Here is a 26,188-nt window from a genome sequence, read left to right on the forward strand (position 1 = left end):
CTTCTTTATAATATTATTAATTTTACACTTAATTTTACTAAAAATAAAAAAATTTTCATAATTATTATTATGACTTATTCCAAAATTAAAATTTTAATTATGAAATAAGCCTAATATGTTATGTTTTATAATTCTTTTATAGGAAAATTTATTAACTTTATTCTGGTTCAATTTCTAAGTAATTTCCAACAGCATTTGTTACAATCTTTCATCCATGTTGATTGGTCATCATATAAAAAATGTTTATTTCTGAAAAATTATTATACATAACTTTAACCAAAGTTTTTAAATTACTATCACTTAAACTATTTGCTAAGGTTCCTATCAATTGTGGAAATTTAGTAATTTCACTTAAAATTTTTTTTTCAAAAAGTTGATAGTCATCTTTATTATCTTGATAAATTTCTGCTAATTTTATTCACATATCATTACTAATACCTAATTTAATTTTACTTGATTCTGTATATTGTGGAGTTTTATTGTCTAAAGGTATGTAATATTTTTCTATTTTATTATATTGATTATGGGAATTGATATCAGCATTATGAGCATGCGATCAATTATACACTAAATATGCTATTCCACCAACTATAATTACTCCACCCACAACTCATCCAATAGGCCCTCCTTCAATCATAACAGATGCACCACCTTCAACAACCTCTTCGCCAATAGCAATCGCACCTTCTTCACCAACCTCTAATAAAGGCACTGCTTCTTCTGTTTCAACTACTGTTGTAGCTTGTGGAGAACTTATTCATTTAACAACTTTATATGCAGGTGGAATACTCATAGTTGTGGTAGTGGCTAGACCTTTTAATAAATATTCATTTTTATTAGGTTTTATAAAAACGATTCCATATTTATGCAATTCAACAATTTTTTCAAATTGTGTTCAACTAGCATCAGTAAAATGTTGTCCATAAATTTCTGTTAGTTTTTTTCTTACATTATTTTTACTTTCTGTAGATGTGGTGTAATAAATATCTAATAATTTTTGATCAATAATTTGTGTTTTTAAAATATCACACTTTGGTTTCTGATTTGTTCTAGAGCCTGTACTTTGATTACTGTGTTGATTTCTATTTCTAGAACTAGTTCCAATGTTAAAAGATTGTTCAGATGTTGATGGCAAAACAGCGCTTCCACCTGCTGAAGGTGAAGGGGTTGTTGTTGTAGTGGTCTGCAAATTACTTGGTTTATAATTTGATATATCTTCAAGTGTAGTAAAAGTAACACTAAAATCACAATCATAAATAATATTCAAATTTTCTGTAAATATTATACTGTTTGGACGAAACATATGTGATAGCGGAATTATTAATGTAGTTGAAGTTAAAAATGGAGAGAAATCTATACCCGGCACAAAGTCGAAATGAAAAACTAAATCAGGATTTAATTCTCATAACCTTTCCATAATAGTACTCGGATCATTACGTCTAATTTGTCCTAAATTAGTATTTCTAAGTAAAGTCGATAATCTTACGCTTTGTTCATTAATAGTAAAAGTTACATTTAAATCACTATCAAAAACAATATGAGGATTATTCTATTGAAAATCATAAACATTTTCTGATAAAATTTGAAAATTATTTATGCCTATAGGATGTCTATTTGTAAAACTAGGATAACGTAAATGCAAATCGGGATTTAAAAAATTTAATCTCTCTATTATTGTTAATGGTGCATTATCTAACAATTCTCCTAACTCAGTTCTAATAAGAATACTTGATAATTTTAATCTTCGAGGTGTAAAGTTAATAGTAAAATTTAAATTTTTTGGAATATTTCTTGCGGGATTTTGATCGTAAATGTTAATACCAGCATGTACTGTTGCATTAATATTTGTAATGTTTTCAAATTCAATATTTTCTAAAAATCTTCTCTAGATAAAATTGGATGATTAATTTCTCTTAATCTTTGAATAATATGTTGTTTATCATTCGCTTCAATTTGACCAATATTAATTGTTGTCATTGCTTTTTGTAAACTTGGTGGAGTTTGTCTTTTAACTCTTTTTTTTGTAGAATTTGCTCTTTTATCTTTTTCTTCTAATTCATTTTCTGTTTCAGTTTCTATTTTAGTTAAAATACCACTTTCAGCAGGAATACCACTAGTTAATGCAGTTGATGCAATGATTGTTTTAATAATTTTCTTTTTCATAATATAACCCTCTCTTTAAATCTTTAAATTTTTCATAATGTAATCATTTTATATGATTTATGAAATAAAACAGATTTGATATAAAAATATCGGGGTTTTAGAAATTTAAAATATATTCTTTGATAATTAGAAAAAACACAACATATTGATTTACATCATTAATATTTTCATCAATATTTCAATATTGATTTGAGTTTTTAAGTGGTCATTCATTTATTTGGATTTTTTTATTTTTATTAGCTGAGTTATACTTGTAAGTGCAAGTAAATAAAATTGCAAAAAATTCTCATATAAAAATTTCATAATGCTAAATTTAGTTTAGAAAAAAGTAAGGAGTTTTTATATGAGTTATAAACATCTTGGCATAGATGAAAGAATTTATATTGAGAATCAATTGAAATTTAAATTTAAAATTAGTGAAATAGCTAAAAATCTTAATCGAAGTATTAGTACTATTATTCGAGAAATTAATAGAAATAAAGATAATAATCATTATTTTTCATTAATTGCACAAAATAAAGCTGAAAATCGAAAACAATCACATATTAGTTTTCATAAGTTTAAAAATAAGAATTTAGTAAAATATGTACAACAAAAATTACTATTAGGTTGATCACCTGAACAAATTTATGGCAGAATTAAAAATTTTCATAAAGAATGAGTTATTAGTTTTAAAACAATTTATACTTGAATTTATTTTGGAATGCTTGATAAAGTTACTAGTAAAAATTTAAGAAGAAAAGGTAAAAAACGAAAATCTAAAGAAAATCGTGGCAAGTTTAATGGTAAATCAATTAAAGAACGAGATATAAATGTTAATGATCGTATAACACTTGGTCATTGAGAAGGAGATACTATAGTATCATCACGAGGTAAAAGCAAATCATGTTTAATAACTTTAGTTGAAAGAGTATCACGATTTACTTTAGCAATATTAGTTAAAAACAGAACTACTAAAGTTATTAATAAAAATGTCAGTTATTATTTATCAATTCTTCCTAAAAACATTGTTAAAACTATTACTTTTGATCGTGGCAAAGAATTTTCAAATTGACAACAACTTGAAAAAAATTTAGATGTAAAAATTTATTTTGCCAATCCATATTCACCTTGACAAAGAGGTACTAATGAAAATACTAATGGTTTAATTAGAGAAAAATTTCCTAAAAAATTTATTTTTTCAAAAACTAATAAAAATGAAGTTCATAAATTTATATTGTCTTTAAATCAAAAACCGAGAAAAATACTAAATTATCTTTCACCAATCGAATATTTGGATAGAAAAATAATTTAGTTGCACTTACCTTTACAATTTAGCATTACTTAATGAGTTTTATTTTTTTGACTTATTTATATAAATTTTTCTTGATTTTTAAAAAAGTAATATGCTGATAGTTTTGATTTAATATATTTTGTTAGATATCTAATTGAAAAATATTTTTTCCGTCTTTAATAATTTTTAATTTTGAAAAAATATTTAACTTATTAATAAAATCCTTTCATGTCAAAATTAGTGTTAATTATATAACACAATTGTTTTTAGAATACATTCAGTTTTTTAAAATTAATGTTCTGATAAAAAATCTAAGAAACAAGAATCAACCACCCCAAAAACAACATATTAACTATTTTATATATCTTTCAACGATGAAAGTCCATTTTTAAGTAAAAAATATATGTTATAATTTAATAAATAAGTAAAAAATATTATAGTTAGGGTGAGAAAATTGAAAAAAAAAATTGGTATTGTTGCTGATTCCTCTTCAGGATTTTCAATTAAAGATTTAAAAGAAATGAATATTGGATTTTGTCCATTATTAATCACTTTTAGTGATGATACAACTATTACTGATGACCCTAACATTCTAGAGGATGAAGAATTCTATAATAGAATAGTTCATAAAAAACAATCTGCCAAAACTTCGCAAACACCACTTGGTCAAATGAGTATAATTTGAGAAGATGCTTTAACTAAATTTGAAAAGATTATTTTTATTCCTTTATCAAAGGGGTTATCGGGTCAATATAACACTGCTACTATGTTATCAAAAGAATCTAATTTTAAAGATAAAGTTTTTGTTTTTGATAGTAATGGTGTTTCAGTTATTAACTGACTATTAGTTAAAAAAGCATATCAAATGTCACTTAACGAAAAAAATAATGTTAATGATATTATAGAAGCACTAAAATTAATAAGAGATAACTATATAGCATTTATTTTACCTTATGATTTAAATTATTTAGTTCGTGGTGGTAGAATTTCAAAATCAGCAGCAGCCTTAGCTACTATGTTAAAAATAACTCCAATTTTATCTTTTGACGGAACCATTGATAAATTTGATAAAACAAGAACATGAGATAAAGCAATTAAAAATACTCTTAAAGAAATTAATAAAAGTAAAAAAATAGAAAGCATTACTCTCTTTTACATTATTCATGCTTTTGCTGAAGCAAAAGAAATAGAAAAAATTACAAAATTTGTTAAAGATTATGGCATTAAAAACGTCAAAACTATTAATTTAGCAAACGTAATTTGTGCTCATACAGGAATTGGAACCTTCAGTTTTGTTGCTTTTAATTTAGATAAAGATAAGTTACCAAAATTATAATAATAAAAAATTCACTTTTATGAGAAACATTTAAAAGTGATTTTTAATAATGGCAGGGGTGGCAGGACTCGAACCCACAACACTCGGATCTGAAGGCCGATGTTCTACCATTGAACTACACCCCTAAAATATTTAATTTAAATAGTACATGTTCAATTTTACGCGAAAGAAGTTTTAAGTTCAATTAAAATTTCATTTTTTTTATTTTTAATTCACATTTATCACAAATTCCATGAATTTCTAACTTATAATGTGAAAAATAAAAATTATTTTTAGTTGCTAATTTTTCAAGTTTTTCTTCTTGTAATGGTGAAATTTGTTGTTTATCTTCGAAAGAGGCATGAATAATTTTATTACAAAAATTACAAATAATATGAACGGTATTTTCTGATAGTTCATAAATTATTTGTTTTCCTTCAAAAACATTAGCATGAATAATATGTTCTGTCATTAATAAATCAATAGTATTATAAATACTCATAATATTAATATTATCATTACCTTCTTTTGTTAAAAAACTAATAATATCATTAATACTAACATGTTGCTTAAGCGTTAATACTTTAATAACTGCTTTACGAACATCAGTTAAACGATAGTCTTTATCTTTCAACTTTTGGATAATATTTTCAAAATTTTTATTCATACTAATCTCCTGATAAAATATAATATTACTTTTTTTTATTTTCAATTGCTACTAATCTTTCAATTTCATTTATTAAATCTTGAACTGTTTTTGTTTGTAAATCCAGTAATTTATTATCATTAATTTTTACATTATGTTTTTCTTCTATTTTAATAACAATCATTACTAATTTAAGAGAGTCAATTTTTACATCTTTAAATTTAGTTTTGGGTGTAATTTTTTCTTTAATTTCTGGATAATCTTTTTTAATAATTTGATGAATTTCACTTAAAATATCCATAAATTCACTCCTAATTTAAATCATTTTTATTAATAGTTATACTTAGTATAACATAGAGCATTAAATTTTATTTGTTATTTTAAAATATCATTCTAAATAATCTAGTTTTAAATTAGTATTATATTCAACTCATACAGCATTATTTAAAATATTAAAATGAAAAATAAAATTATTAATTTTTCATTGTGGAAATGTTTTAATAATTAACTTTAAAAATATGTATTGAAATAAATTTTGATTAAATTGTATTTTATATATAATCTGTGACTGATTTGCTAAGATAGTACTATTTTTATCTAAAATAATTGTAATACTTTCATTTAATTTTTTAATATCAATAGCTTCTACAACTATGTCTGGATTTAAATTTTCTTTTTTATCATCTACGGTCTCTAATTCTACATCATATTCTTTTACCATTTCATTTAAATTTTTATTAGTTGAAAAATTTTTGATAATAAAAAATAACATAATACTTAATGTAATAGTGATAGTAATAATTAAAATGCTAATTTGTAACCTACGTATAAACATTTTATACCTTTATTTGACTATGAATTAAATACTTATAATCAATAAAACTAAAGTTATCACTACTATAAAATTTTAATATTTCATTGTAAGTTAAACTAAAATTAGTGGTTGCCACTCAATTTTCACTATTATTTCTTATTAATTTTTTAATAAAAATAGAATGATATGGACCACCAATAATTGGTTCACTACTTTCTTCAATAAATTTTAAATTAATATCATATTTAAAAAAGGTTTGAAAATTAAATGGAATATTTATATTAAAGTGAAAACATTCAAATCTTGGTAAATCAAATTGATTTTTTCCTATTTCATCATTCAATACTATTTTATTTACAATGCTATTATAAATAGTACTATAAAATTCTAAATAATATTCATCAATATTTTTTTTATTACGTAATAAAAAAGCTGGTATTTTATTATTTTGATAAAATTTTGATAGATTTTCATTAATATTTAATGATGTATTTTGTTGTAAATCAAAATTATTATTAAATATTAATATTTTACGTAATATTGTTTCTTTATCATCATAATAATCTTTTACTTTTGGAAAATGTGATACTAGATAACGTTTTATTCTTATTGGCACTATATTTGCAGTATTAATATTATTACCAGAAAACTTAAAAACCTCATCTAATCTTGATTTTCCACCAACTATCATGTTCTTCATAATCTTTTTAGAAAAAATATGATAAAATCCTTTATCAGAGAAATTTGTCGTTAAAATAATGGGATTTTTAATTTCCAAATTAAAATTTGTTGTAATAAACATTTTTGGTTTAATTTGTAATTGATACTGTGGATTACTATTAAAGTAAAAACTAAGTGTTCCATAATTATGTTTATTATTAATATGACGAACTTGCTTTAAATTACTAGGTTTTTTACAATTAAAACTATAATTTAAAATATTTATATTATCTTTTTTAATTGCTATTGCTGGTAAAATTATCTTATAAGTTTTCATAACCATATGTAAAAAAGAAATATCAGCATATGGACCAAGTTTATTATTTTCAAGTAATTCTAAATATGAAGAAGTAAGAAATACTCACTTAATTGATTTAGATATCACAAGTTGTCCACTTGCTTGCTTAATATTACTATAATTCAAATCATATTGAAACGTTACATCGTCAAGTAATCCTTCACTTGGTTCTTTGTTAATATCAAAATCATAACTATATGCTTCTACAATTTGAAATTCAATATAATAATAACTGCTTTTTTGCAAAGTTTGGATCGGAAAACCAACCACTGTAAATCTTGGAATTAAAAATAATTCTTTTTCATAAATGGGGCTGTTTTTTACATCACTCGTTAAATTCAGTTTTTGTTCTAAAAAACTACGCGAATTCAATAAATCAATACTATTAATATTCATTTTATATCCTTAAATTAAATATAAGTATAAAAAACGCTTAATAGTCGTTTTTTCTAATTTTTCATATTCTTTGATATGATAATATTTTTTTCATCAATTTTTATTTGATTTAACTAAGAACGTTCTAACAATATAACTATATTCATTTTTTGGTAATAATGCTAAAACTGTATCAACAATTTGCACATGTTTCTCATAATTTTTTAATTCTTTATTTATCGCTATCTTATTAGCATAGTGAACACTATCCTCTTTCAAAACATAATTTTCTTTAAAATTATTATTTGCTAATGTTAATTTTGCTTGTTCATATTTAACAAAAATAGCAGCAATTAGTTGCTTATCAGCACTTATTTGTTCTTTCATTATTATCACCTCAATAATAATTTAAGAACAAATAATTATCTTTCCTCTATTTTATTTCTATTTAACTTACTAATTTTAATATGATCTTGCAAAATAAGTTCAGACACTATTAGGAGTTTGACACTTAAAACAATTACTTGGTTTTTTATACGGTTCTAAAGGAATACAACGTGATGTTGTACCAGTTAAACTTTTAATTTCTTCTTCACACTTTATTTGATCACAAAAAGGTACAATAAAGAAACCTTTATGAATTTTAACTAATTTATGATATTCATTGAAATCTGTTAACTCTTTTAAACTTGTATTTAATTTTTTTTGTGAATTATTAAATAAATCTTTATTTAATTTATTTAATTGATTAATAATAGTTGTTACTAATAGTTTTTCATTATTAATTTCAACATCAATAGTATCTAAATTATGACGTAAAATTAATTTAATTACTTGGTTTTCAATTTCTTGCTCACCAATTGCAATAGTAATTGGAATACCTTTAATTTGACTTTCACTTTTCTTATAAGAAAAACTTTTATTATCTTCATTTATTAATACTCGGAAATGAGAACTTAAAATTTTAAATATTCTTTCAACAATTATTTTAACTTTATCACTTTTAGGTGATAAATTTAAAAGCATAATCTGATGCGGTGCAATTGTAGATGGCAATACTAAACCCAGATCATCGCTATGCGCCATAATTAAAGCACCAATTAATCTTGTCGATACACCTCATGATGTTTGATATCCTAATTCTTGTTTATTATCTTTATTACTAAATTTAATATTAAATACCTTTGTGAACTCTTGACCAAAATAATGACTAGTACCGGCTTGTAATGCTTGTCCATCTTGCATCATAGTTTCAATTGTATATGTCATTTTTGCCCCAGCAAAACGTTCGTGAATTGTTTTTGCACCAACAATAACTTTAATTGCTAATTGTTTTTCAACAAAATCAGCATACAACTTAATCATTTTTAATGTAAAGTTTTTTGCTTCTTCATCGTTATTATGCATTGTATGCCCTTCTTGTCATAAAAATTCACTAGTTCTTAAAAATGGTTTTGTATTTTTTTCTCATCTAACAACATTACATCATTGATTATATAATAATGGTAATTGTTTATATGAACTAATTATTTTTGAAAAATGACGACAAAATAAAACTTCTGAAGTAGGACGAATAATTAGTTCCTCTGATAATTGATTATTTCCAACTTTAGTTACAGTTGCACATTCTGGTGCAAAACCCTCAATATGATCTTTTTCAACTTGAAATGCTTTTTGACTAATTAAAAGTGGTAGCATTACATTTTCAATATTTAAAATTTTAAATCTTTGATTTAATAAATGTTGAATATTTTCTCAAATTGCATATCCGCGAGGACGAAAAATAATGGTACCGGCTGCTGAACCATTTTCTGCGCCATAATCACAAAGTTCTGCTTGCTTAATAACATCAGTATATCATTTGGCAAAATCAATCTCTCTTGCTGTAATATTTTTATTCTTTGCATTATTCATAATGATCTATTCACCTTTCGTTGATTGACTTTTATGTCACTTCCAATAATTTGGGTAATTTAAAGCATCTAGCACTTTATTTGCTTGTTCTGATTCTAATACTTTTCCTAGTAAATAGTCAACCTTTAATCCTTTTAAAATAATAATTTCAGGAACGTTAATAATACCACGAGCTAAAATATTTTTAATACCTAAAATTCTTAAATAATGCAAACAAATAATAACATCAATATATTTACTAAAACTAAAAGTAACTTGTTCTAATAAATTAGAAGTTAAAACTACATAATCAGGTTTAAAATGATTAATTAATTTAAAATTATCAATATGACGTAAATCATGAGTAAAAGAAATTTTTATTTTATTACTACGAATAGTTTTAATAATTGAATCATACTTATTCCAACTATTAATTTCACCAATATCTTGAAAATCAAAAATTAAATCACAATTTTCAAAAAGATTTTTTCTCTTATTAACAAGAGCAATTAACTTTGTTAAAATAGTTTTATCTTGTAACTCAATTAAACTAACAGGAAGAATAAGGTTTTTTTCTTGTTTTAATTTCGCAAATTTTTCAAATGTTTGAATAAATAAAGGCTCATTTACTTTTCACCACAATCCTGAATCTTGAATATTACGCATCAAAACAATAAACGAAACATAATAAGAATTTTTAACAAAATTTCATCAAGCATAGTAACAATTTGGCTCATTTGAATTATCACTTTTATATACTGGTCTAATACTAACACTTAATAATTTTTCCATTTGTTCTGATTGTAGAAGTGAATAATGATTATAATCGGGATAATTTAAAATATCATTTGTCTTCAATTTGATTTCAATTAAGTCTCTACTTTGTACTACTTCTAATTGATTCTTATCAATAATTTTATTATATAATATATAGACATTTGAAGCATCAGTTTTTACTGAAGCATAAACACATAATATTTGACTTTGAATCTGCAAATAACTACTTTTTTCTACTAAATTACGTTTAATATAACTATTTATTTTTTTTTGGAATCGATATAAATTTATTTTCTTATTTCTAGAATAAATTAAAAACTGACCATCATAATATTTACAAATAATAGTATTATCTAATCCTAAAGTTATTTTACTATAATATGAAATTAATAATTCCATTCGTTCAATATTATTAACAGTTAAAATATTTTCTAATGCTAAATAATTTTTTATTTTTATTAAAATCATATATTCAAATTGACTATTTATTTTTTTATTATATTTTTTTTGACTAAAATTATCTAAAATAGTTTGTACAAAAACTGACTTTACCACTGTTAACTCATTTTGTTGTAAAATAATTGCTTGTGAAATAGCAAAACGATTATAACGAATATTACTTTGCATTTGACCATACAAAACTTTATTATTATTATCAAAATAATCAATTGATAAATCATAAACAATAACTTTACTTCCTAATTGAAAGGAAACAGAAAAATGACATGGCTCAAATGGAACTTTATTCACTAATAAATCTTGAATAAAAATTTCAATTTTTACTTTAGTTTTACGATTCATCATTGATTTAAATACAAACAATGAAATTCGTTTTTTACGATTTAAAACTTCTAAGCGTTCAGAAAAAGTAATGATTTCATTTTTTAAATCAATTTTCAATGGAACTAAACTTAACAAATCACCATGGATAACATTATAATATTGATTATTACGATGATTTAAACGTATAAATAAAATAATTATTATTGTCATAAAAGGAATTAAAGCAATAATTACAATTGCAGATCAACGCATAATTTTACCTCCATTTAATCAGAGCCTAAAGTAATATTACCATTATTTCCTTGGAAAAGTTTTAACTTTAGTCTTTGATTATCAATATATAATTTAGCTAAACGAAACATTTTGCGATCTTTAACCAAAATTCAATCAATAGCTTCAACAGGAATTGTTTCATATATTTGAACACGATTAGTATCAACATTTAAACCTCAATCTTTAGTAGTGCTTTGAAATAGTTTATGAATATCAACAGAAATAATAGCTATTTTATTAACATCAACATTTTGCTCTGCACATCACTTTCAAAAAAAATGACGTGTTGAATTACCTAACTCTAATTCTAAATAAGTAGCATGTTCTAAATAAGTTCAAACAATATATTCTTGCTTTGGCAATAATTTAATTTGTGAAGAAGGTTTAATTCCTTGTTCTAATATTAAAGTAATATTACTAACATCAGTATAAAAAAATAAGTTAAAAATATTTTTATTTTCTAAATGTTTAATAATTTGAATAGTTGATCTTCTTCTAAAATTTAAAAAAATATTATTACGTTTTTTATTATTCGTTGAAGTAGAAGATTTATTAGATTTTTTTTGTTTTTTAAACCTATTAAAAAAAGGAGTTTTTTTTTCATTGTCTTCTGATAATTTAGAAATATCCAAATTAGGTTGATTTTCATCACTAAAATATTCTTTAATTTTTTTAATTCGTCGACTTCAACCCATAAATTATGACCACCTTATTATTAATATTTACCTAATTATACTAAATTTTTTTAAAATAATGGTGCTAAAATTCTAAGCAATAATAAAAATACACCCCGATAGGCAAAACTACGATGTAGTAGTGGATTACTAATAATTAAACTAGAATGAATAAAATCTTTTTCAAATGAAGCAGATAAATCACTATTTGTTTTACTATCATAAACAATTACTAAAGTTTGATGATCTGAATAAAGACTACGATAATCAAGATTAGTTGAACCAATAATAGTAATATCATCATCAAAAATACCAGACTTAGAATGGTTAAAAACATTATTATATTCGTAAATTTTAACACCTGACTCAATCAATGAATCATAATAAGTTCTTGACATGTCTAATGATAAAAATTTATCAGTAATTCCGGGTAATGATAATCTAACATCAACACCAGAATAAGCACTATTACGCAATGCAGTAATTAAATCGCTAGTTGGAATTAAATAAGGAGTACTAATTCAAACTCGCTTTTTAGCATTACTAATAAATTTAATAAATAAATCTTTTTGAATTGTTTCTTTAGTAATAGGTCCATCATCAATTACTTGGACAATAATATTATTTTTAATTTTTATTTCAGATTTTTCAGCACTAATATCAAGAATATTACCAGTAATAAAATGCCAATCTTGTCTAAATATTAAATCAATTGATTTAACAGCTTCCCCAACAATTCTAATTTGGGTATCTCTTCAAAAGCCATACTTTGCAGAAAGATAAATATAGTTATCTGCTAAGTTAACTCCACCAGCATAGCCAATATTCCCATCAATAATAATATCTTTACGATGATTACGAAAATTATAATTTCCTGTCATAAATGGTAATCTAACTGGTGAAAATTTATGAATAATAATTCCCATTTTTTTCATTTTTCATATTTTATATTTTGATAAATTAAAATATGAACCAACAGCATCATAAATCATATAAACTTTAACTCCCGCTTCAATCCTTGCTTTTAAAACATTAATAATTACTTCTAATAGCTCCCCTTCACCAAGAATAAAATAATTAATAAAAATATAACTTTTTGCTTGTTTTAAATCTTCAATTAATTTAACAAATTTATTAGGACCATTATTTAAAATTTGAACATCAGTATTATTATAAAATGGTCGATGAGAAATTCTTGTTGTATAGTTAAATAAAGATAAAGTATCTTCACTCAAAGTTATTTTTTTTGATTCTAAAATTGAATTAGCAAAAGTTCAATCTTCTTGGGTATAAAAATAACTATTTGTTTTTAAATAAGCTTTTTGTTTTCGTCGATAACGATAAGGACGACCAAAAGTTCAATATAAAAAAATACCGATGATTGGCAAACATAAGGTAACCATAATTCATGATAGTTTTGCATCTTGCATACGATTGGTAATGAAAATAATAATACCAGTTAAAATAGTTAAAGTAATAATTATCATCAAAATAATTCATGAATATTTAATATAATTAAATATAACAAAAACTATTGTTGCAATCAAAGCAATATATAAGATTAATGATAAAAGTAAGTTTACTCGTTTACGCATGATTTCTCCTTAATATAAAGAGTTCTTTATTAAATTATATCTAATTATTAATAAATTTATTATTTAAAAGTAAAAAAAAGCAATTAATGCTTTTTAAATAATGGCGGAATGGGAGAGATTCGAACTCTCGCGACAGTTTCCCGTCCTAACTGATTAGCAATCAGTCCTCTTCAGCCTCTTGAGTACCACTCCAAAGTTATAATAATTATTTTTTTTACAATTATTATTATAACTTTAATTTTAAAATTTACTATGTATTTTTTAATTTTTTTTTAAAAATCCTATATTCCAAAATAAAATTTCACTATTTTTTAAATTAAATAAATAATATATTACTAAATTTGTTACAAATTTATTTTTTACTTGAAACTACTATTCAATAATCTAATTAATTTATACAACACAAACATTACATTGATAATTTTCACTATCCTCTAAAACCTCTTGACGAATACGAACATAATAAATTGATGAACAACCTTTTTTAAAGGCTCTAATATAAGCTTTATTTAAATCACGAGTTGTCGCTTTATCAGTAATAAATAAAGTTAAAGAAATTGCTTGATCAACGTGCTGTTGTGCAGCTGCTACAATATCAATAATTGGATTAGGACCTAATTCATATCCACCTTCAGTGTAATATGATAAATTATTATCATCAATCTTATAAGCAGGAACATAAACACGACCTAATTTCCCTTCTTTTCGTACCTCAACAGGAGCGACTACCGGTTGTAGACTTGGTGTACACGAAGATAAATAACTAATTGAACCAGTGGGTGCTACTGCCATTAAATGTGAATTAGCCAATCCCGTTTCTTTAATTTTTATTACTAATTCTTTTCATTGCTTCTGAGTTGGAATCATAATGTTATATTTTGTAAATAATTCTTGTATTTTTTTTGTTTCAGGAGTTCATTTATCTGACTGACATTTTATGTATTTATCAAAATATGAACCATCAGCAAATTTTGAATTTTTAAATCCACCAAAACTTCCAAATTTTAATGCTAATTTATTTGAAGCACTAAAAGCATGATAAGCCATAACATAAAAGAAAATATTAGTAAAATCAATTGCTTCTTTTGAATCATAAAAAATATGATTTGTTGCTAAAAATCCATGTAAATTCATAGCGCCTAAACCCAAAGCATGATTTTTTTTATTTCCATATGCAACTGACGGAGCACTAGAAAAATCACTACTTCTTGATACGTGGTCTAATGAATGAATTGCTTGAAAAATAACCTCACCAAATTCACTTCCACTTTCCATTACTTTTGCAATATTAATACTTCCTAAATTACAACTAATATCTTCACCAATTTCTTTAAAACTTAAATCACTATTAAATTCACTAGCTGTACTTACTTGAATAATTTCACTGCACAAATTACTCATAACAATTCTACCGGGATGAGCATTATTTTTATTTACTGTATCATCAAATAATAAATAAGGATATCCACTTTCAAAATGTAATTCAGCAATCATTTGAAATAATTTGCGAGCACTAATAAAATTTTTACTAATTTCAGGGTTTTTTAACATATTATAATACTCTTTAGTAATAGAAATATCTGTCATTGCTTTACCATAAACTTTTGCAATATCATAAGGACTAAAAAGTGCCATCTGTTCATTGTTTTTTGCTAATTCAAAAGTAATATCAGGAATAACTACTCCTAAAGACATTGACTTAATACGAATTTTTTCATCTGCATTTTCACGCTTTGAATCTAAAAATAACATAATATCTGGATGATGAACATTTAAATAAACTGCCCCAGCACCTTGTCTTTGACCTAATTGATTAGCATATGAAAATGAATCTTCAAGAATTTTCATAACTGGGATAACGCCTGTTGCTTGATTTTTAATATTTTTAATTGGAGCTCCAAATTCTCTTAAATTTGTTAAACACAAAGCAACTCCACCACCACGTTTTGATAACTGTAATGAAGTAGTAATAGCGCGAGCAATTGATTCCATGTTATCTTCAATTCGTAAAAGATAACATGAAGTGTATTCACCTCTTTGTTTTTTCCCTGCATTTAAAAATGTGGGAGTAGCTGGTTGAAATCTACCAGACATAATTTGTCTTAAAATTTTACTAGCATGTTCAATATTACCATTAGCGAAAAATAAACTATTCATAATAACTCTATCTTCATAATTTTCTAAATATTGTTTACCATTAAAACTTTTTAAAGCATAAGAATTATAAAATTTTAAAATACCCATAAAACTCGTAAACTGATAATTAAAACTGTATGCTTCATTTGTTAATCGTTCAATTTCCGTAATTGAATATTTATTAATTATTGTTTCATCATAATATTGATTTTTTACTAAATATTCTATTCTTTCTTTAACGGTTTTAAAAAGCAATAAATTTGGTTTAATATGATTTTTCATATAAGATTGTGCTGCTTGCAAATCAAATTGTGCATTATTAGTAGTTTTTGCTCTAGCATTTAAAGTAACATATTCATCACTTTCTAAAGTTCCAGATAAAGTATTTATTTCATTGGTATTTTTTTTATCTTTATCTCAAAAATCTACTAATATATTTTTTATTGTTGATACATCATTATTAGTTCCTAATAATTCAAATTGAAATAATAGTGGGACATTTAATTTTTTTGAAAGAATTGGCCCGGCAATTGCAAAAGTATCACCAAAATTAGTATTCCCCGACGCAATAACACCACGACAAAAATTACGATTTTGCTTATTATTTAAAAATTTAATTACCTGTTTAGGAACCGCCCCTTCTTTAATATCACCACCCCCACTATATGTTGGTGTTATTAACACATAATCTTTATCAACTAAAATTTCCTCTTGTAAATCGTGAGGAATTCTTGAATTTAAAACCTCTAATTTTTGAATAAAACGATGAGTATTATTTGACAAAGAAGAAAAATAAACAACATGAATTTTTCCCTCTGGCTTTAATATTTTTTGGTTTGAAACTTTTACAACATCATTATGCATTTTTTTTCTCCTTTAAAATTAAAATTCTCAATCTTCATCTTGCGTTTCTACAGTAATGCCCATTACATAAGATGAACCATTACCTGAAAAGAAATCGTGATTTTCATCAGCTCGAGCTGATAATTGATTAAAAATTTCTGGCTTAATTCTTGTTTGTTCTTCACTAAAAGGTGAATCATATCCTAAATTTTGTAAAAACTTACCAGCATTATATAAACTAAACTTAATAGCATCTTCAGCTAAATTAAATTCTTGATATAATTCTGTTAAATATTGCTTTTCTAAATCAATTAATTTAAACAATAAATCAAATACAAATTTTTTCATTTCTTCTTGTTTTTCTTTTGGTAACTTTTCAACTTTTCTTTGATATTTATAGCCACTATAATAATTATGAATAACTTTATCACGTAAAATTAATCTAATAATATCTGAAGTATTAGGTAATTTACTACGAGCAGATAAATAAAATGGTAAATAAAAACCACCATATAATAAAAAACCTGGCATTAAAGCGGCAGCTACTTTGGATTTTAAAGGATCATCACTTGTATAATAAGGAATTAGTGCACGTGCTCTGGCTTGTAAACTTTCATTATTAATTACTCATTCATGAGCAGATTCAATCTGCTCACTAGAACATAAAGTTGAAAAAATTGTTCCGTATGATCGAGCATGAACTGCTACCATAAAAGCAAAATTTGTGTAAATAACTTGTTCATGATCAGTTAAAGAATTAGGTATTTGTGCGATATCACCAACTGTTGCCTGAATTGTATCTAATAAAGTTAAACCTGTAAATGTTCTTGTTATTAACTCTTGTCATTTTGGATTTAATGTTTTTCAAGAAGTTAAGTCATTAGAAACAGGAATTTTTTCTGGTAACCAAAAATTTTGAGTAATACGGTTTCAAACCTCTAAATCTTTTTCATCATTGATTACATTTCAATTTACAGACCGCATTTTTCCATTAAAATTTTTCATAATATATTCTAATGGTGACTGTGATTGTTGAAAATATTTGTTATCTTTTGCCATTTATTATTACCCCTCTACTTAATTACACAACTAAAAACATCCCCTATATTATATAAAGGATGTTGTCATTATTAAAAATTACTTTATTAAAATTACAAATATTAAAAAATAAAAGCAATTATTAAAAATAATCATTAATTCACACCCAGGAATATAATATTACTTAAAAAATTAGACCGGTCTACTGGCTTAGCTTCATTTTACTTGTTACCCTTCTCAAAGTTTTATCTTCAATGGTTTTGTAACGTTCATCAACATCACAGTTGCTGGGGCAGCAAAGAATTCTCATCTTTTTCCCGAACATCTAAAGTTCCTTGTTATTTAGTTGTATAAATATTCTACTACAAGAAAAACAATTTTGGTAATTTATAAATACATTACTATGTATTTTTTTAACCTCAACTATTTTAAAATTATTCTTAATTTTTTTATTATGAAAATTTTCATTTTAATATACAAAAATAATTTAATATATTTTACTATTGTTTTTTAAAGTAAAAAAAACATTAATCTCTATACTTTATTTGTTAATAACTTTTTTTCAACTTTTTGTAATTGTTTAATAAAATCATTAATAGTACCGTTATTTTTAACAATAAAATCAATATCTTTATTTAAAATTAAATATTTTTTTTGTTGATTTAATAATGAAATAACTTGTAAATCATTAACATTATCACGTTCTTTTATTCGTTGGATTTTTTTATCTTCCTCAGCCTCAATTAAAAGAATTTTATCAACTAATAAATTTAAATTTGCATTAAATAATACTGCACAATCAATAACAATTAATTCTTGGTGTATTTTATTACGAATAATATCTTCTTCAACAATTTTTATCATTTTTGGTCAAATAATATTTTCTAATTTACGTAAAATATGAGGGTGTTGAAATGCTTCATACCGTAATTTTATTTTATTAATTGTTTTATCATTATTAATAAAAGTATCACCGAATTCATTAATTAATGCTTTTTTTGTTTCTTTTAGTGTATAAATATGTTTAACAATTTTATCAACAAAAATAACATACGCACCTTTATTTTGAAAAAAATTTGTAGCAGTTGTCTTACCTACTCCCGCTTCACCAATAATACCAATAATCATGAGTTCACCCTTACTTATGTTCAATTTGATAACTTGCAAGAATACCAATCATTGCTGCATTATCAGTACAGTATTCTAATTTTGGAACAATTATTTTTAAATTTGGATATTTAATTTTTAAATCTAATACTGCTAATCTTAATTGCTGATTAGCACTAACTCCTCCTGCTAAAACTAAAGTTTTTGGATTATGTTTTTTTAATGCTAATTCAATTTTATTAATCAATACTTGAATAACTGTTGTTTGAAAAGAAGTTGCAAAATTATTAAATTGTAACTTACCTTTTTCTTTATTTATCAAATTAGCACAGGCTGATTTTAAACCACTAAAACTAAAATCTAAACTATTATCATTTTTAGGTAATGGTAATTTATAAGTTGGCTTTCCCAATTTAGCACTTCGTTCAATTTCAGGACCACCCGGATATTTTAAACCTAACATTCTTGCAACTTTATCATAACATTCACCAACAGCATCATCTAATGTTTGACCAAGTATAGTGAAATTTAAATGTTCATTTGCCAACATCAACTGTGTATGACCACCACTAACTAATAAACCAAGTACTGGAAATTCTCATTCATTATTAATTAAAGAAGCATACAAATGTCCATACAAATGATTACACGGAAGCAATGGCTTTTCTAAATAAGCAGCAATAGTTTCTGCTATAATTTTACCTACGTGTAAACAACTAGCCAGACCAGGAGTATTAGTATAAGCAACAAAATCAATATCCATAATTGAAATGTTAGATTTTTCAATTGCTGTTTGTAAGACAGTAGCAATATTTTCACTATGAGCTCGTGCTGCTAATTCTGGAACAACACCACCATATTGTTGATGAAGCTTAATTTGTGAAGCAATAATATTACTTAAAACCTTTTTATCTTTAATAACAGCAACACTAGTTTCATCACAACTAGTTTCTATCGCTAAGATTATCATCAATATCCTCTTCTTTATAATAAGCAACTGCTGATTCTAAAGCTAAAATCATCATTTTTTTAAAACTAGTTTCGCGTAATGCTGCTGAAATTGATTCACCGGTAATAAAAGAATCAGAAATTGTTAATAAACAAGCCGCATTTTTTTCTAAATGTTTTGCATTAGCAAATAAGGCAAAAGATTCCATTTCTACTGCTAAGCATTTACTAATTAAAGGATTAGTTTTATAATCATTATCATTAATACGATAAAATACATCACTTGAATGAATTAAACCCGATCTTAAATTTATTTTTTCACTTACTATATACGAAGAATTTTCATTTTTTTGCTGATCAAATTCATTATCAATTTTTTGTGCCACTTTATTAATAATTTTGCTAATATTACCAACAGATTCAATTTGATTTTCATCAATATTAGCAGCATATTTAGCGAAAGTAGATTCACTATATACTTTAGTAGTATTAATAATATCATAAACTTTAACATCTTTTTGATATGAACCAGCGCTACCAACACGAATAATACAGTCAACATCATAAAATTTAAATAACTCATATGAATATATACCAATTGAAGGCATACCCATACCACTAGCAGCAATAGTAATATTATATCCTTTATATTTTCCAGTAAACATTAACATATTACGAACATTATTTACTTGTTTTCAATCTTGTAAAAAATTAGAAGCAATAAATTGAGCACGTAATGGATCACCTGGCATAATTACTACTTTTGCAATTTGATCACGAGCAGCTTTGATATGAGCTGTTGGAATTTTTTCTTTATTTTCCATATATTCTCCTTTTTTTAAATAATAATAGTTATTATAATATATTGTTAATTTAGTAACAACATTAATATTCTTAATGACTAGTTTTTTATTTTAAAAATTAAATTTAATTTTATAACTTTTCATACTAATTAAAGAAAATAAAAAATATTCTAAAAAAAGTTTAATCAACACCTTTTTTAGTTTTTTAGTATAATTTATTAAAACTAAATAATGTTTAGTTTATAAAAAACTCATTACTTTATTTTAAAGTAAATGAGTTTTTATTTTAAAAAGGTGGGAAACATAAATGTTTAAAAATTTAACTAAAGGAAATAAAAAAGAAATAGAAGAATGCCAAAGAAAAATGAAAAGTTCTTCTGAAAATCGGAAATATTTACAACAAAAAATATATTTTGAATGAGAAAAATTAGATCAAATAAATTGAAGAACAGAAGCAGAACGAGTAATTGAAACAAATGATACTATAAGACCATTAGAACAAAAATTGCGAAAAGAAGAAAAAATATGAATAAATAATTATAAACAAATAGAAGTAATAAAAAATAGACCATATTGTCAAGAAGAAAGAAAACAACGAGAAGCATTAAAAAGTCAAGAATTTGAAAAATTAAAGCATGTACGTATGAATGAACCATCTGTTTATCATGATGGAACTTTTGGTATACTTTTTGATACAGTTTTAAAAACTGGTGAAAAGTTAAAAAGTTCATGGAATGAAACTAATAAAATCAAAATTAATGAAACACCTAGTTGTTCTCATTGAGAAAGAAGGGCAAATAGCAATCCATATAGTTCTCCATTTAAATAAATTTTTATATTTAAAAATAACTAATTTCATTAATGAAATTAGTTATTTTTTATTTCTATCATAAACTAAACACTTATTGAATTTATTTTTAAACAACTTAAATTATAATTAACTTCTTAAACTTAAGAAGTTATTAGGGAAAACAAAAAAAGGAGATCTTAATGAAAACATTAATCAAAACATTAAGTGTTTTAACACTTGCAACAACCACAGGTAATTTAACTAGTTTATTCAAAAAATAATATTATAACTAATTATATTGAAAATAAAACACAACAAGACACAATTTATATTGATAAAAACGGAAAACAAATAACAACTAATGAAAAAAGATTTATCAAAGATAAATAGTAAAGAAATTAGTCAAATTGGATTTTTTAAAAATATATCAGGAGAAATTCAAGTTGTTAATATGCCAAGAACAATTGAAAAAATACCTAATTAATTACCACCAGAAATAACTTCTTTGAGAAAAATGTTCATAGAAACCAAATCATTTAACCAAGATCTTTCAAAATGAAATGTAAATAAAGTAACAAGTCATGAAGAATTTGCTATTGGTTCACAAATTGATAATTCTAATAAATTACCAAAATTTAAAAACTAAAATCAAAAATTTTAATAAAAAGGTAATATCTTATTGACATTAAATAAATAAAAATATCTTTAAAACTTTAAAGATATTTTTATTAAACTCATTTATTAAACAATATTATCAATTTACAAAGATAAATCTTTTTTAATAAGAAAATAATTTCCTAATGGAAATAAACCAAGAGGTACTATTAACATTATTGGATATTGTCAAGCAAAATCTAATGCTCTAATAGAAAAAAGCGGTGCTTTTGCTACTTCTGTAACACCGGGAGCGGGTGTTATATTTGGAATATCACCAAACTTAAATGGAGAATTAAATAAAGAAGCAATTGTCATATATTTAAAATATTTAAGGTACTCAAGTCCAGGCATAGAAGAGAATAATGTCATTGTTTGAAACAAAATAAATACTGTTGAAATACATGTTGCTACTGAAAGAGAAATAACTGACTTATTAAAGTAACTAATAAAAGTTCAATTAATTGATGCTCAAAGTAAAGCCAATAATATTAAACCCAAATTATATAAAACAAGATATCCAAATTCTTGAAGCTTAAAATCTTGAAATCTAATTGGAAAAATAATTAATTGAAAAACAAAAACTGAACCATATAATATTAATATTGAAGAAAGCAAAACAAAAAGTTTTGAATTTAAAATAGTTTTTCTAGACATTGGCATTGTTAATCATGAAGCTAAATAACCTTTATCAATTTCTTTAGAAACCAAAATATGATTTAAAATTAAACTAAAAGAAAAAATTAATATTAACCCCGGAATACCAAAAAAAACAAAATTAAGATAATTCATGCCACCTAATCCACCTAAACCTGATACTCCATGTTCTTCACCAATTAATGTCATAGTTGGAGCAAGATAATCTTGTGTTAAAATGGGAGCTATTAAAATACATAAAATTATAAAAAATAATATTAATGGAATTTTAATATTTTTAAATTGTGATTTAACAAATCTAAAATTAATCATTAAAATTTACCTCATCCTTATAAAATTTAATAAAATATTCTTCTAAACTAAATGGTAATTCTTTAAAATTATCAACTTTATAAAGCGATAATTCTTTTAAAAACTTATCAACATTAGTACTTAAAACATTCAGTTTAATAACTTTTGTTATATTATTTTTTTCAATAATATCTCATTTTTTATTTAAGAAATCATTATAATCTTTCACTGTTGAAAATTTAATTTCATAATTTTTCTTAGCAGAATTTTGTATTTCCTTAATTGATATTTCAGAAATTATTTTCCCTTTTTTAATAACAGCAACTTTATCACATATATTTTCAATTTCGCCAAAAATATGGGAACTCATAAATATTGTTGCACCTTCATTTTTAGAATTTCTAATTAAAGTATTAAACCTTTCTTGCATTAAAGGATCTAAACCTGAAGTTGGTTCATCTAAAACCAAAACTTTTGGTTTATGCATAAAAGCTGAAATAATCGCTACTTTTTGTTTCATATCCTTAGACATTTTTTTAATTTTTCTTTTTGCATCAAGTTCAAAATAATTAATTAATTTTTCAACATATGCCCAAGAAATATTTTTTCTAATATTAGCTACTGTCTTTAAATAAGCAATTCCTGACATATAATCAGGCAATGTTACTTCACCAGCTAAATAGCCAAGAGATTCCATAATTTTTGCCGATTCTTTTCAACAATCATAATCTAAAATCTTTGCAAAGCCAGTATCAGATTTAATAAAACCTATCATTTGTCTAATAACAGTAGTTTTTCCAGCACCATTAGGGCCAATAAAACCATAAACTTCACCTTTGTTGATTGAAAGATTAATATCAAAACAACCAATATTTGGAGAATATTCTTTAGTTAAATTTTTTAATTGAATTATATTCATATTTTCCTCCAAACTAAACTAATTCATGAAATTATTATAAACCAAAAAGAAGAAAATATAAATAATGGTATGTTTCTTTTTATAAAAGAATCTTTAATATACTATTTTCAAGTTTTATAAAATATTATCATTTAATTTAATTAAATAATTAAACGTTTCCTAACTCACGAAAACGAAATGAAGTTTTATTTAGTTTCTTTAACTCTCGTTTATTTAAAATATAAATAATTATTCCGGCAATTAAACCAACTAAAACACAAACGATAGCAATAATTAATAAAATTTGAATTCCCTGCAATGAATAATTTCGATGACCGTCAACCACATAAGAATTATTTGGCAATTTTCCAATGGCTGAAGCAACATAATTAAATCAAGCATCTGGAGTAAAAGCAATTCAAGAAATTAATGATATTGTACTAGCATAACTATTTTTTTCCATTGGTAATTCTCCAACTTGAACAAATCTTAACGTCAATAATGCTCAACCTACACAACCAATAAACATAAAAAGTAAACACATTATAACTTGAAATAAAATTTGAACTGCTTTTGATGACTGTAAAAATCAAGCATTACCTCAACCAGGGATAACTACATATAAAGAACATGCAATCATTCCAACTAATAATAAAAATATTAAACCCAAAACGTAAGACTTTCACTTATCAGCTCAACGACCAATTGGACTAGCAACTAAAAATCTTAAACCATATGAACGAATTCCACCAAGAATAGTTACTACACCAACAGTAACACCAACTTCTGTTAAAGCATCTTTCATATAATATGCAAAAGTAGACTGGAACATGTACATTCCAAAAACAAAAATACCACAAAGTCAAACTCGCAAAAATTTCATTGGTTGAAATAGTGAAATTATTTTTTCTTTTCAAATAATTTCTGTTTCTTCACGTTTTTTATTAGGAATAAATATTCAAACTAATAATGCCATTATAAGTACCATACCACAAATAAAATAAGCAAAAACTAAAAATGGTATTTTTGTAATAAAATCATTTTGACCATACTGATTTTGTAAATTTTTAGTTAAAATTGTTATTCCTGTTGCAATTCCAGCAATAAAAATTAAACCAAATAATCCCAAAACTGTGCCTTCAAGACCATAAGCAACCCCTTGTTGTTCTTTTGTTACATTCTGTGATACTAATTTTCAAAGTGGTGCTCAAAAAAGTCCGGCAATCGAAATACCCCATATTGTATAAATAATATACAATTGAATCATTCGTATATTTTTATCCATATTAAGTTGAATTATTAATGTTCATCATAAACCACATAATCCAGTTATTATAAGTGATACTATCATTATTTTTTTTGCACTAAAACGATCAGTAAGTCAACCGCCTGGAATTCTAGAAATAAGAGCAACAAAACCATAAATAGCAACAACAAAATCAAACTCATCTTGATTTAAATTAATATACTGATTAAAGTTAGGAATAATATATCGTAAATAAAGTACTCCACTAAAAACAAATAAATCAGATAAAGCTAAAATGCTAATAATCAAAATAGTTTTATTATCCAAGTTGTGCGTAAAACTTTTTCAACATTTACTTAAAAATATCTTCATTATTTATTTTTCTGCTTTCATAATAATTTAGGATTATCACTAATATAGCCAGCTACTTGATTACCATAGATTTCATTTATCTTCACAGCTTCTTCATCACTCTTAAATGTTCATATATTTAACGGTTTTTTTAATTTTTTTAACTTACTAATCATTTCAAAATCTAAAACTACGGAAATTGAAGGATGCAAATAATCAAAGTTTTTAATATACCTTTCACTAAAATCATTTTTATTTTCAAATAAATAACCTTTTTTCATAGGATATTTAATTCTTTTAACAATTTCGTTTAATAACTGGTGATTAAATGAAGAAACAATAATTTCAGCTTTACTTTTTTTTCTAATTTTTTAATTTCTGAAAAAATAACCATTAGTTGATTTGAGGTATATTTACGATTAATTTCTTCTTTAATTTCAACATTAATCATTTGATAATTTTTACTTAATTTTTCAATAAAATCATTAAATAATGGTGGAATTCATTCTTTATTATTTTTAAAAAATTCCAAATTAATAATTTCTTCATATAATAAACTACTAACCTCACTTTTATTATTAGCAATTCTTTCAAATGTATCATCATGAAAAATAATTACTTTATTATCTTTTGTTAATCGAATATCAAACTCTACTGCTTGGCAAATTTTCAAAGCATTTTGGAAATCAATGATTCGATTTTCACCTTCTGTAGAACGAAATCCACGATGTGCCACTAATAATGCCATAAAATAAACACCCCCAATATTCCTATACCTAATTATTTTACACTAGACTTGTTTTGTAATTAAAAAAGTACTTTGTGTT

Annotated in this window: 27 protein-coding genes, 2 tRNA genes and 1 riboswitch; of the genes, 5 read left to right on the forward strand and 24 right to left on the reverse strand. The window is 24.1% G+C overall.

What is annotated here, in order from left to right; genetic code table 4:
• Window positions 1–157: 157 nt before the first annotated feature.
• The 3 genes from AACL03_RS02250 to AACL03_RS02260 all read right to left on the reverse strand — a co-directional run bounded on the left by AACL03_RS02250 (window position 158) and on the right by AACL03_RS02260 (window position 2,163).
• Entirely contained in the window at window positions 158–1,417 is a 1,260-nt protein-coding gene (locus AACL03_RS02250; RefSeq protein WP_339039050.1) for a hypothetical protein, read from the reverse strand.
• A 132-nt stretch (window positions 1,418–1,549) separates the two neighbouring features.
• Entirely contained in the window at window positions 1,550–1,699 is a 150-nt protein-coding gene (locus AACL03_RS02255; protein WP_339039052.1) for a hypothetical protein, read from the reverse strand.
• 173 nt (window positions 1,700–1,872) lie between these two features.
• Window positions 1,873–2,163, reverse strand: a complete 291-nt coding sequence (locus tag AACL03_RS02260; protein ID WP_339039054.1) for a hypothetical protein — start codon at window positions 2,161–2,163, stop codon at window positions 1,873–1,875.
• Between the two features lie 343 nt (window positions 2,164–2,506).
• Between AACL03_RS02260 and AACL03_RS02265 the strand changes: the two genes are divergently transcribed.
• Both AACL03_RS02265 and AACL03_RS02270 read left to right on the forward strand, forming a co-directional pair.
• Window positions 2,507–3,457 carry an IS30 family transposase gene (locus tag AACL03_RS02265; RefSeq protein ID WP_339038665.1) on the forward strand — a complete coding sequence of 317 codons (951 nt, stop codon included), beginning with the start codon at window positions 2,507–2,509 and terminating at the stop codon, window positions 3,455–3,457.
• Window positions 3,458–3,890: 433 nt separating this feature from the next.
• Window positions 3,891–4,772, forward strand: coding sequence for a DegV family protein (locus tag AACL03_RS02270; protein WP_338958025.1), 882 nt, complete (start codon window positions 3,891–3,893; stop codon window positions 4,770–4,772).
• 50 nt (window positions 4,773–4,822) lie between these two features.
• Here the strand turns inward: AACL03_RS02270 and AACL03_RS02275 are convergent.
• The 16 genes from AACL03_RS02275 to AACL03_RS02350 form a co-directional block, all read right to left on the reverse strand.
• Window positions 4,823–4,897, reverse strand: a tRNA-Trp gene (locus AACL03_RS02275).
• A gap of 59 nt (window positions 4,898–4,956) precedes the next feature.
• The gene (locus AACL03_RS02280) at window positions 4,957–5,418 is read right to left on the reverse strand and encodes a Fur family transcriptional regulator (RefSeq protein WP_252319930.1); all 462 of its coding nucleotides are present in this window, start codon (window positions 5,416–5,418) and stop codon (window positions 4,957–4,959) included.
• 25 nt (window positions 5,419–5,443) lie between these two features.
• On the reverse strand, window positions 5,444–5,698 hold the full coding sequence (locus AACL03_RS02285) for an acyl carrier protein (RefSeq protein ID WP_174480328.1): 255 nt from the start codon (window positions 5,696–5,698) through the stop codon (window positions 5,444–5,446).
• A gap of 60 nt (window positions 5,699–5,758) precedes the next feature.
• Window positions 5,759–6,232, reverse strand: coding sequence for a hypothetical protein (locus AACL03_RS02290; protein ID WP_338958030.1), 474 nt, complete (start codon window positions 6,230–6,232; stop codon window positions 5,759–5,761).
• 1 nt (window position 6,233) lies between these two features.
• Window positions 6,234–7,625, reverse strand: coding sequence for a hypothetical protein (locus tag AACL03_RS02295; protein WP_339039057.1), 1,392 nt, complete (start codon window positions 7,623–7,625; stop codon window positions 6,234–6,236).
• Window positions 7,626–7,634: 9 nt separating this feature from the next.
• A complete protein-coding gene (locus AACL03_RS02300) occupies window positions 7,635–7,991 on the reverse strand; it encodes an MG284/MPN403 family protein (protein WP_339039059.1) in 357 nt (118 codons plus the stop codon).
• Window positions 7,992–8,066: 75 nt separating this feature from the next.
• Window positions 8,067–9,518 carry a proline--tRNA ligase gene (gene proS / locus AACL03_RS02305; RefSeq protein WP_338958038.1) on the reverse strand — a complete coding sequence of 484 codons (1,452 nt, stop codon included), beginning with the start codon at window positions 9,516–9,518 and terminating at the stop codon, window positions 8,067–8,069.
• A 6-nt stretch (window positions 9,519–9,524) separates the two neighbouring features.
• On the reverse strand, window positions 9,525–11,309 hold the full coding sequence (locus AACL03_RS02310; RefSeq protein WP_339039061.1) for a hypothetical protein: 1,785 nt from the start codon (window positions 11,307–11,309) through the stop codon (window positions 9,525–9,527).
• Window positions 11,310–11,323: 14 nt separating this feature from the next.
• Entirely contained in the window at window positions 11,324–12,025 is a 702-nt protein-coding gene (locus AACL03_RS02315; RefSeq protein ID WP_252319916.1) for an acetyltransferase, read from the reverse strand.
• Window positions 12,026–12,075: 50 nt separating this feature from the next.
• On the reverse strand, window positions 12,076–13,599 hold the full coding sequence (gene cls, locus AACL03_RS02320; protein WP_339039064.1) for a cardiolipin synthase: 1,524 nt from the start codon (window positions 13,597–13,599) through the stop codon (window positions 12,076–12,078).
• A gap of 101 nt (window positions 13,600–13,700) precedes the next feature.
• Window positions 13,701–13,791: transfer RNA gene (locus AACL03_RS02325), tRNA-Ser, on the reverse strand.
• Window positions 13,792–13,992: 201 nt separating this feature from the next.
• Window positions 13,993–16,599, reverse strand: a complete 2,607-nt coding sequence (gene nrdE, locus AACL03_RS02330; protein WP_339039066.1) for a class 1b ribonucleoside-diphosphate reductase subunit alpha — start codon at window positions 16,597–16,599, stop codon at window positions 13,993–13,995.
• A gap of 18 nt (window positions 16,600–16,617) precedes the next feature.
• Window positions 16,618–17,637: a class 1b ribonucleoside-diphosphate reductase subunit beta gene (gene nrdF, locus AACL03_RS02335; protein ID WP_252319910.1), complete on the reverse strand. Its 1,020-nt coding sequence runs from the start codon at window positions 17,635–17,637 to the stop codon at window positions 16,618–16,620.
• A 157-nt stretch (window positions 17,638–17,794) separates the two neighbouring features.
• Window positions 17,795–17,960: riboswitch (cobalamin riboswitch) on the reverse strand.
• A gap of 190 nt (window positions 17,961–18,150) precedes the next feature.
• The gene (gene coaE / locus AACL03_RS02340) at window positions 18,151–18,744 is read right to left on the reverse strand and encodes a dephospho-CoA kinase (protein ID WP_338958054.1); all 594 of its coding nucleotides are present in this window, start codon (window positions 18,742–18,744) and stop codon (window positions 18,151–18,153) included.
• Between the two features lie 10 nt (window positions 18,745–18,754).
• A complete protein-coding gene (tsaD, locus tag AACL03_RS02345) occupies window positions 18,755–19,693 on the reverse strand; it encodes a tRNA (adenosine(37)-N6)-threonylcarbamoyltransferase complex transferase subunit TsaD (RefSeq protein WP_338958057.1) in 939 nt (312 codons plus the stop codon).
• Window positions 19,668–20,495, reverse strand: coding sequence for a purine-nucleoside phosphorylase (locus AACL03_RS02350; RefSeq protein ID WP_338958059.1), 828 nt, complete (start codon window positions 20,493–20,495; stop codon window positions 19,668–19,670). Before AACL03_RS02350 ends, tsaD begins: the two co-directional genes overlap by 26 nt.
• Before the next feature lie 286 nt (window positions 20,496–20,781).
• Between AACL03_RS02350 and AACL03_RS02355 the strand changes: the two genes are divergently transcribed.
• The 3 genes from AACL03_RS02355 (at window position 20,782) to AACL03_RS02365 (ending at window position 21,910) form a co-directional block, all read left to right on the forward strand.
• A complete protein-coding gene (locus AACL03_RS02355) occupies window positions 20,782–21,303 on the forward strand; it encodes a hypothetical protein (protein WP_338958062.1) in 522 nt (173 codons plus the stop codon).
• A gap of 322 nt (window positions 21,304–21,625) precedes the next feature.
• On the forward strand, window positions 21,626–21,748 hold the full coding sequence (locus tag AACL03_RS02360) for a hypothetical protein (protein WP_338958064.1): 123 nt from the start codon (window positions 21,626–21,628) through the stop codon (window positions 21,746–21,748).
• A 30-nt stretch (window positions 21,749–21,778) separates the two neighbouring features.
• The gene (locus AACL03_RS02365) at window positions 21,779–21,910 is read left to right on the forward strand and encodes a BspA family leucine-rich repeat surface protein (RefSeq protein ID WP_339039068.1); all 132 of its coding nucleotides are present in this window, start codon (window positions 21,779–21,781) and stop codon (window positions 21,908–21,910) included.
• Window positions 21,911–22,023: 113 nt separating this feature from the next.
• Here AACL03_RS02365 and AACL03_RS02370 read toward each other — a convergent pair whose 3' ends face one another.
• The 5 genes from AACL03_RS02370 to AACL03_RS02390 form a co-directional block, all read right to left on the reverse strand.
• On the reverse strand, window positions 22,024–22,887 hold the full coding sequence (locus tag AACL03_RS02370; RefSeq protein WP_339039070.1) for an ABC transporter permease: 864 nt from the start codon (window positions 22,885–22,887) through the stop codon (window positions 22,024–22,026).
• Window positions 22,880–23,785 (reverse strand): ABC transporter ATP-binding protein, encoded by a 906-nt coding sequence (locus AACL03_RS02375; RefSeq protein ID WP_339039072.1) that lies wholly within the window; start codon window positions 23,783–23,785, stop codon window positions 22,880–22,882. The genes AACL03_RS02370 and AACL03_RS02375 overlap by 8 nt, the downstream gene beginning before the upstream one ends.
• 148 nt (window positions 23,786–23,933) lie before the next feature.
• Window positions 23,934–25,382, reverse strand: a complete 1,449-nt coding sequence (locus AACL03_RS02380; RefSeq protein WP_339039074.1) for an MFS transporter — start codon at window positions 25,380–25,382, stop codon at window positions 23,934–23,936.
• Window positions 25,382–25,642 (reverse strand): hypothetical protein, encoded by a 261-nt coding sequence (locus AACL03_RS02385; RefSeq protein WP_338958078.1) that lies wholly within the window; start codon window positions 25,640–25,642, stop codon window positions 25,382–25,384. Before AACL03_RS02385 ends, AACL03_RS02380 begins: the two co-directional genes overlap by 1 nt.
• Window positions 25,643–25,671: 29 nt before the next feature.
• Window positions 25,672–26,109: a glycerophosphodiester phosphodiesterase family protein gene (locus AACL03_RS02390; protein WP_339039077.1), complete on the reverse strand. Its 438-nt coding sequence runs from the start codon at window positions 26,107–26,109 to the stop codon at window positions 25,672–25,674.
• Window positions 26,110–26,188: the final 79 nt, after the last annotated feature.

Origin of the sequence: Spiroplasma endosymbiont of Andrena trimmerana, assembly GCF_964019575.1 — a bacterium.
Lineage (GTDB): Bacteria > Bacillota_I > Bacilli_A > Mycoplasmatales > VBWQ01 > Spiroplasma_E.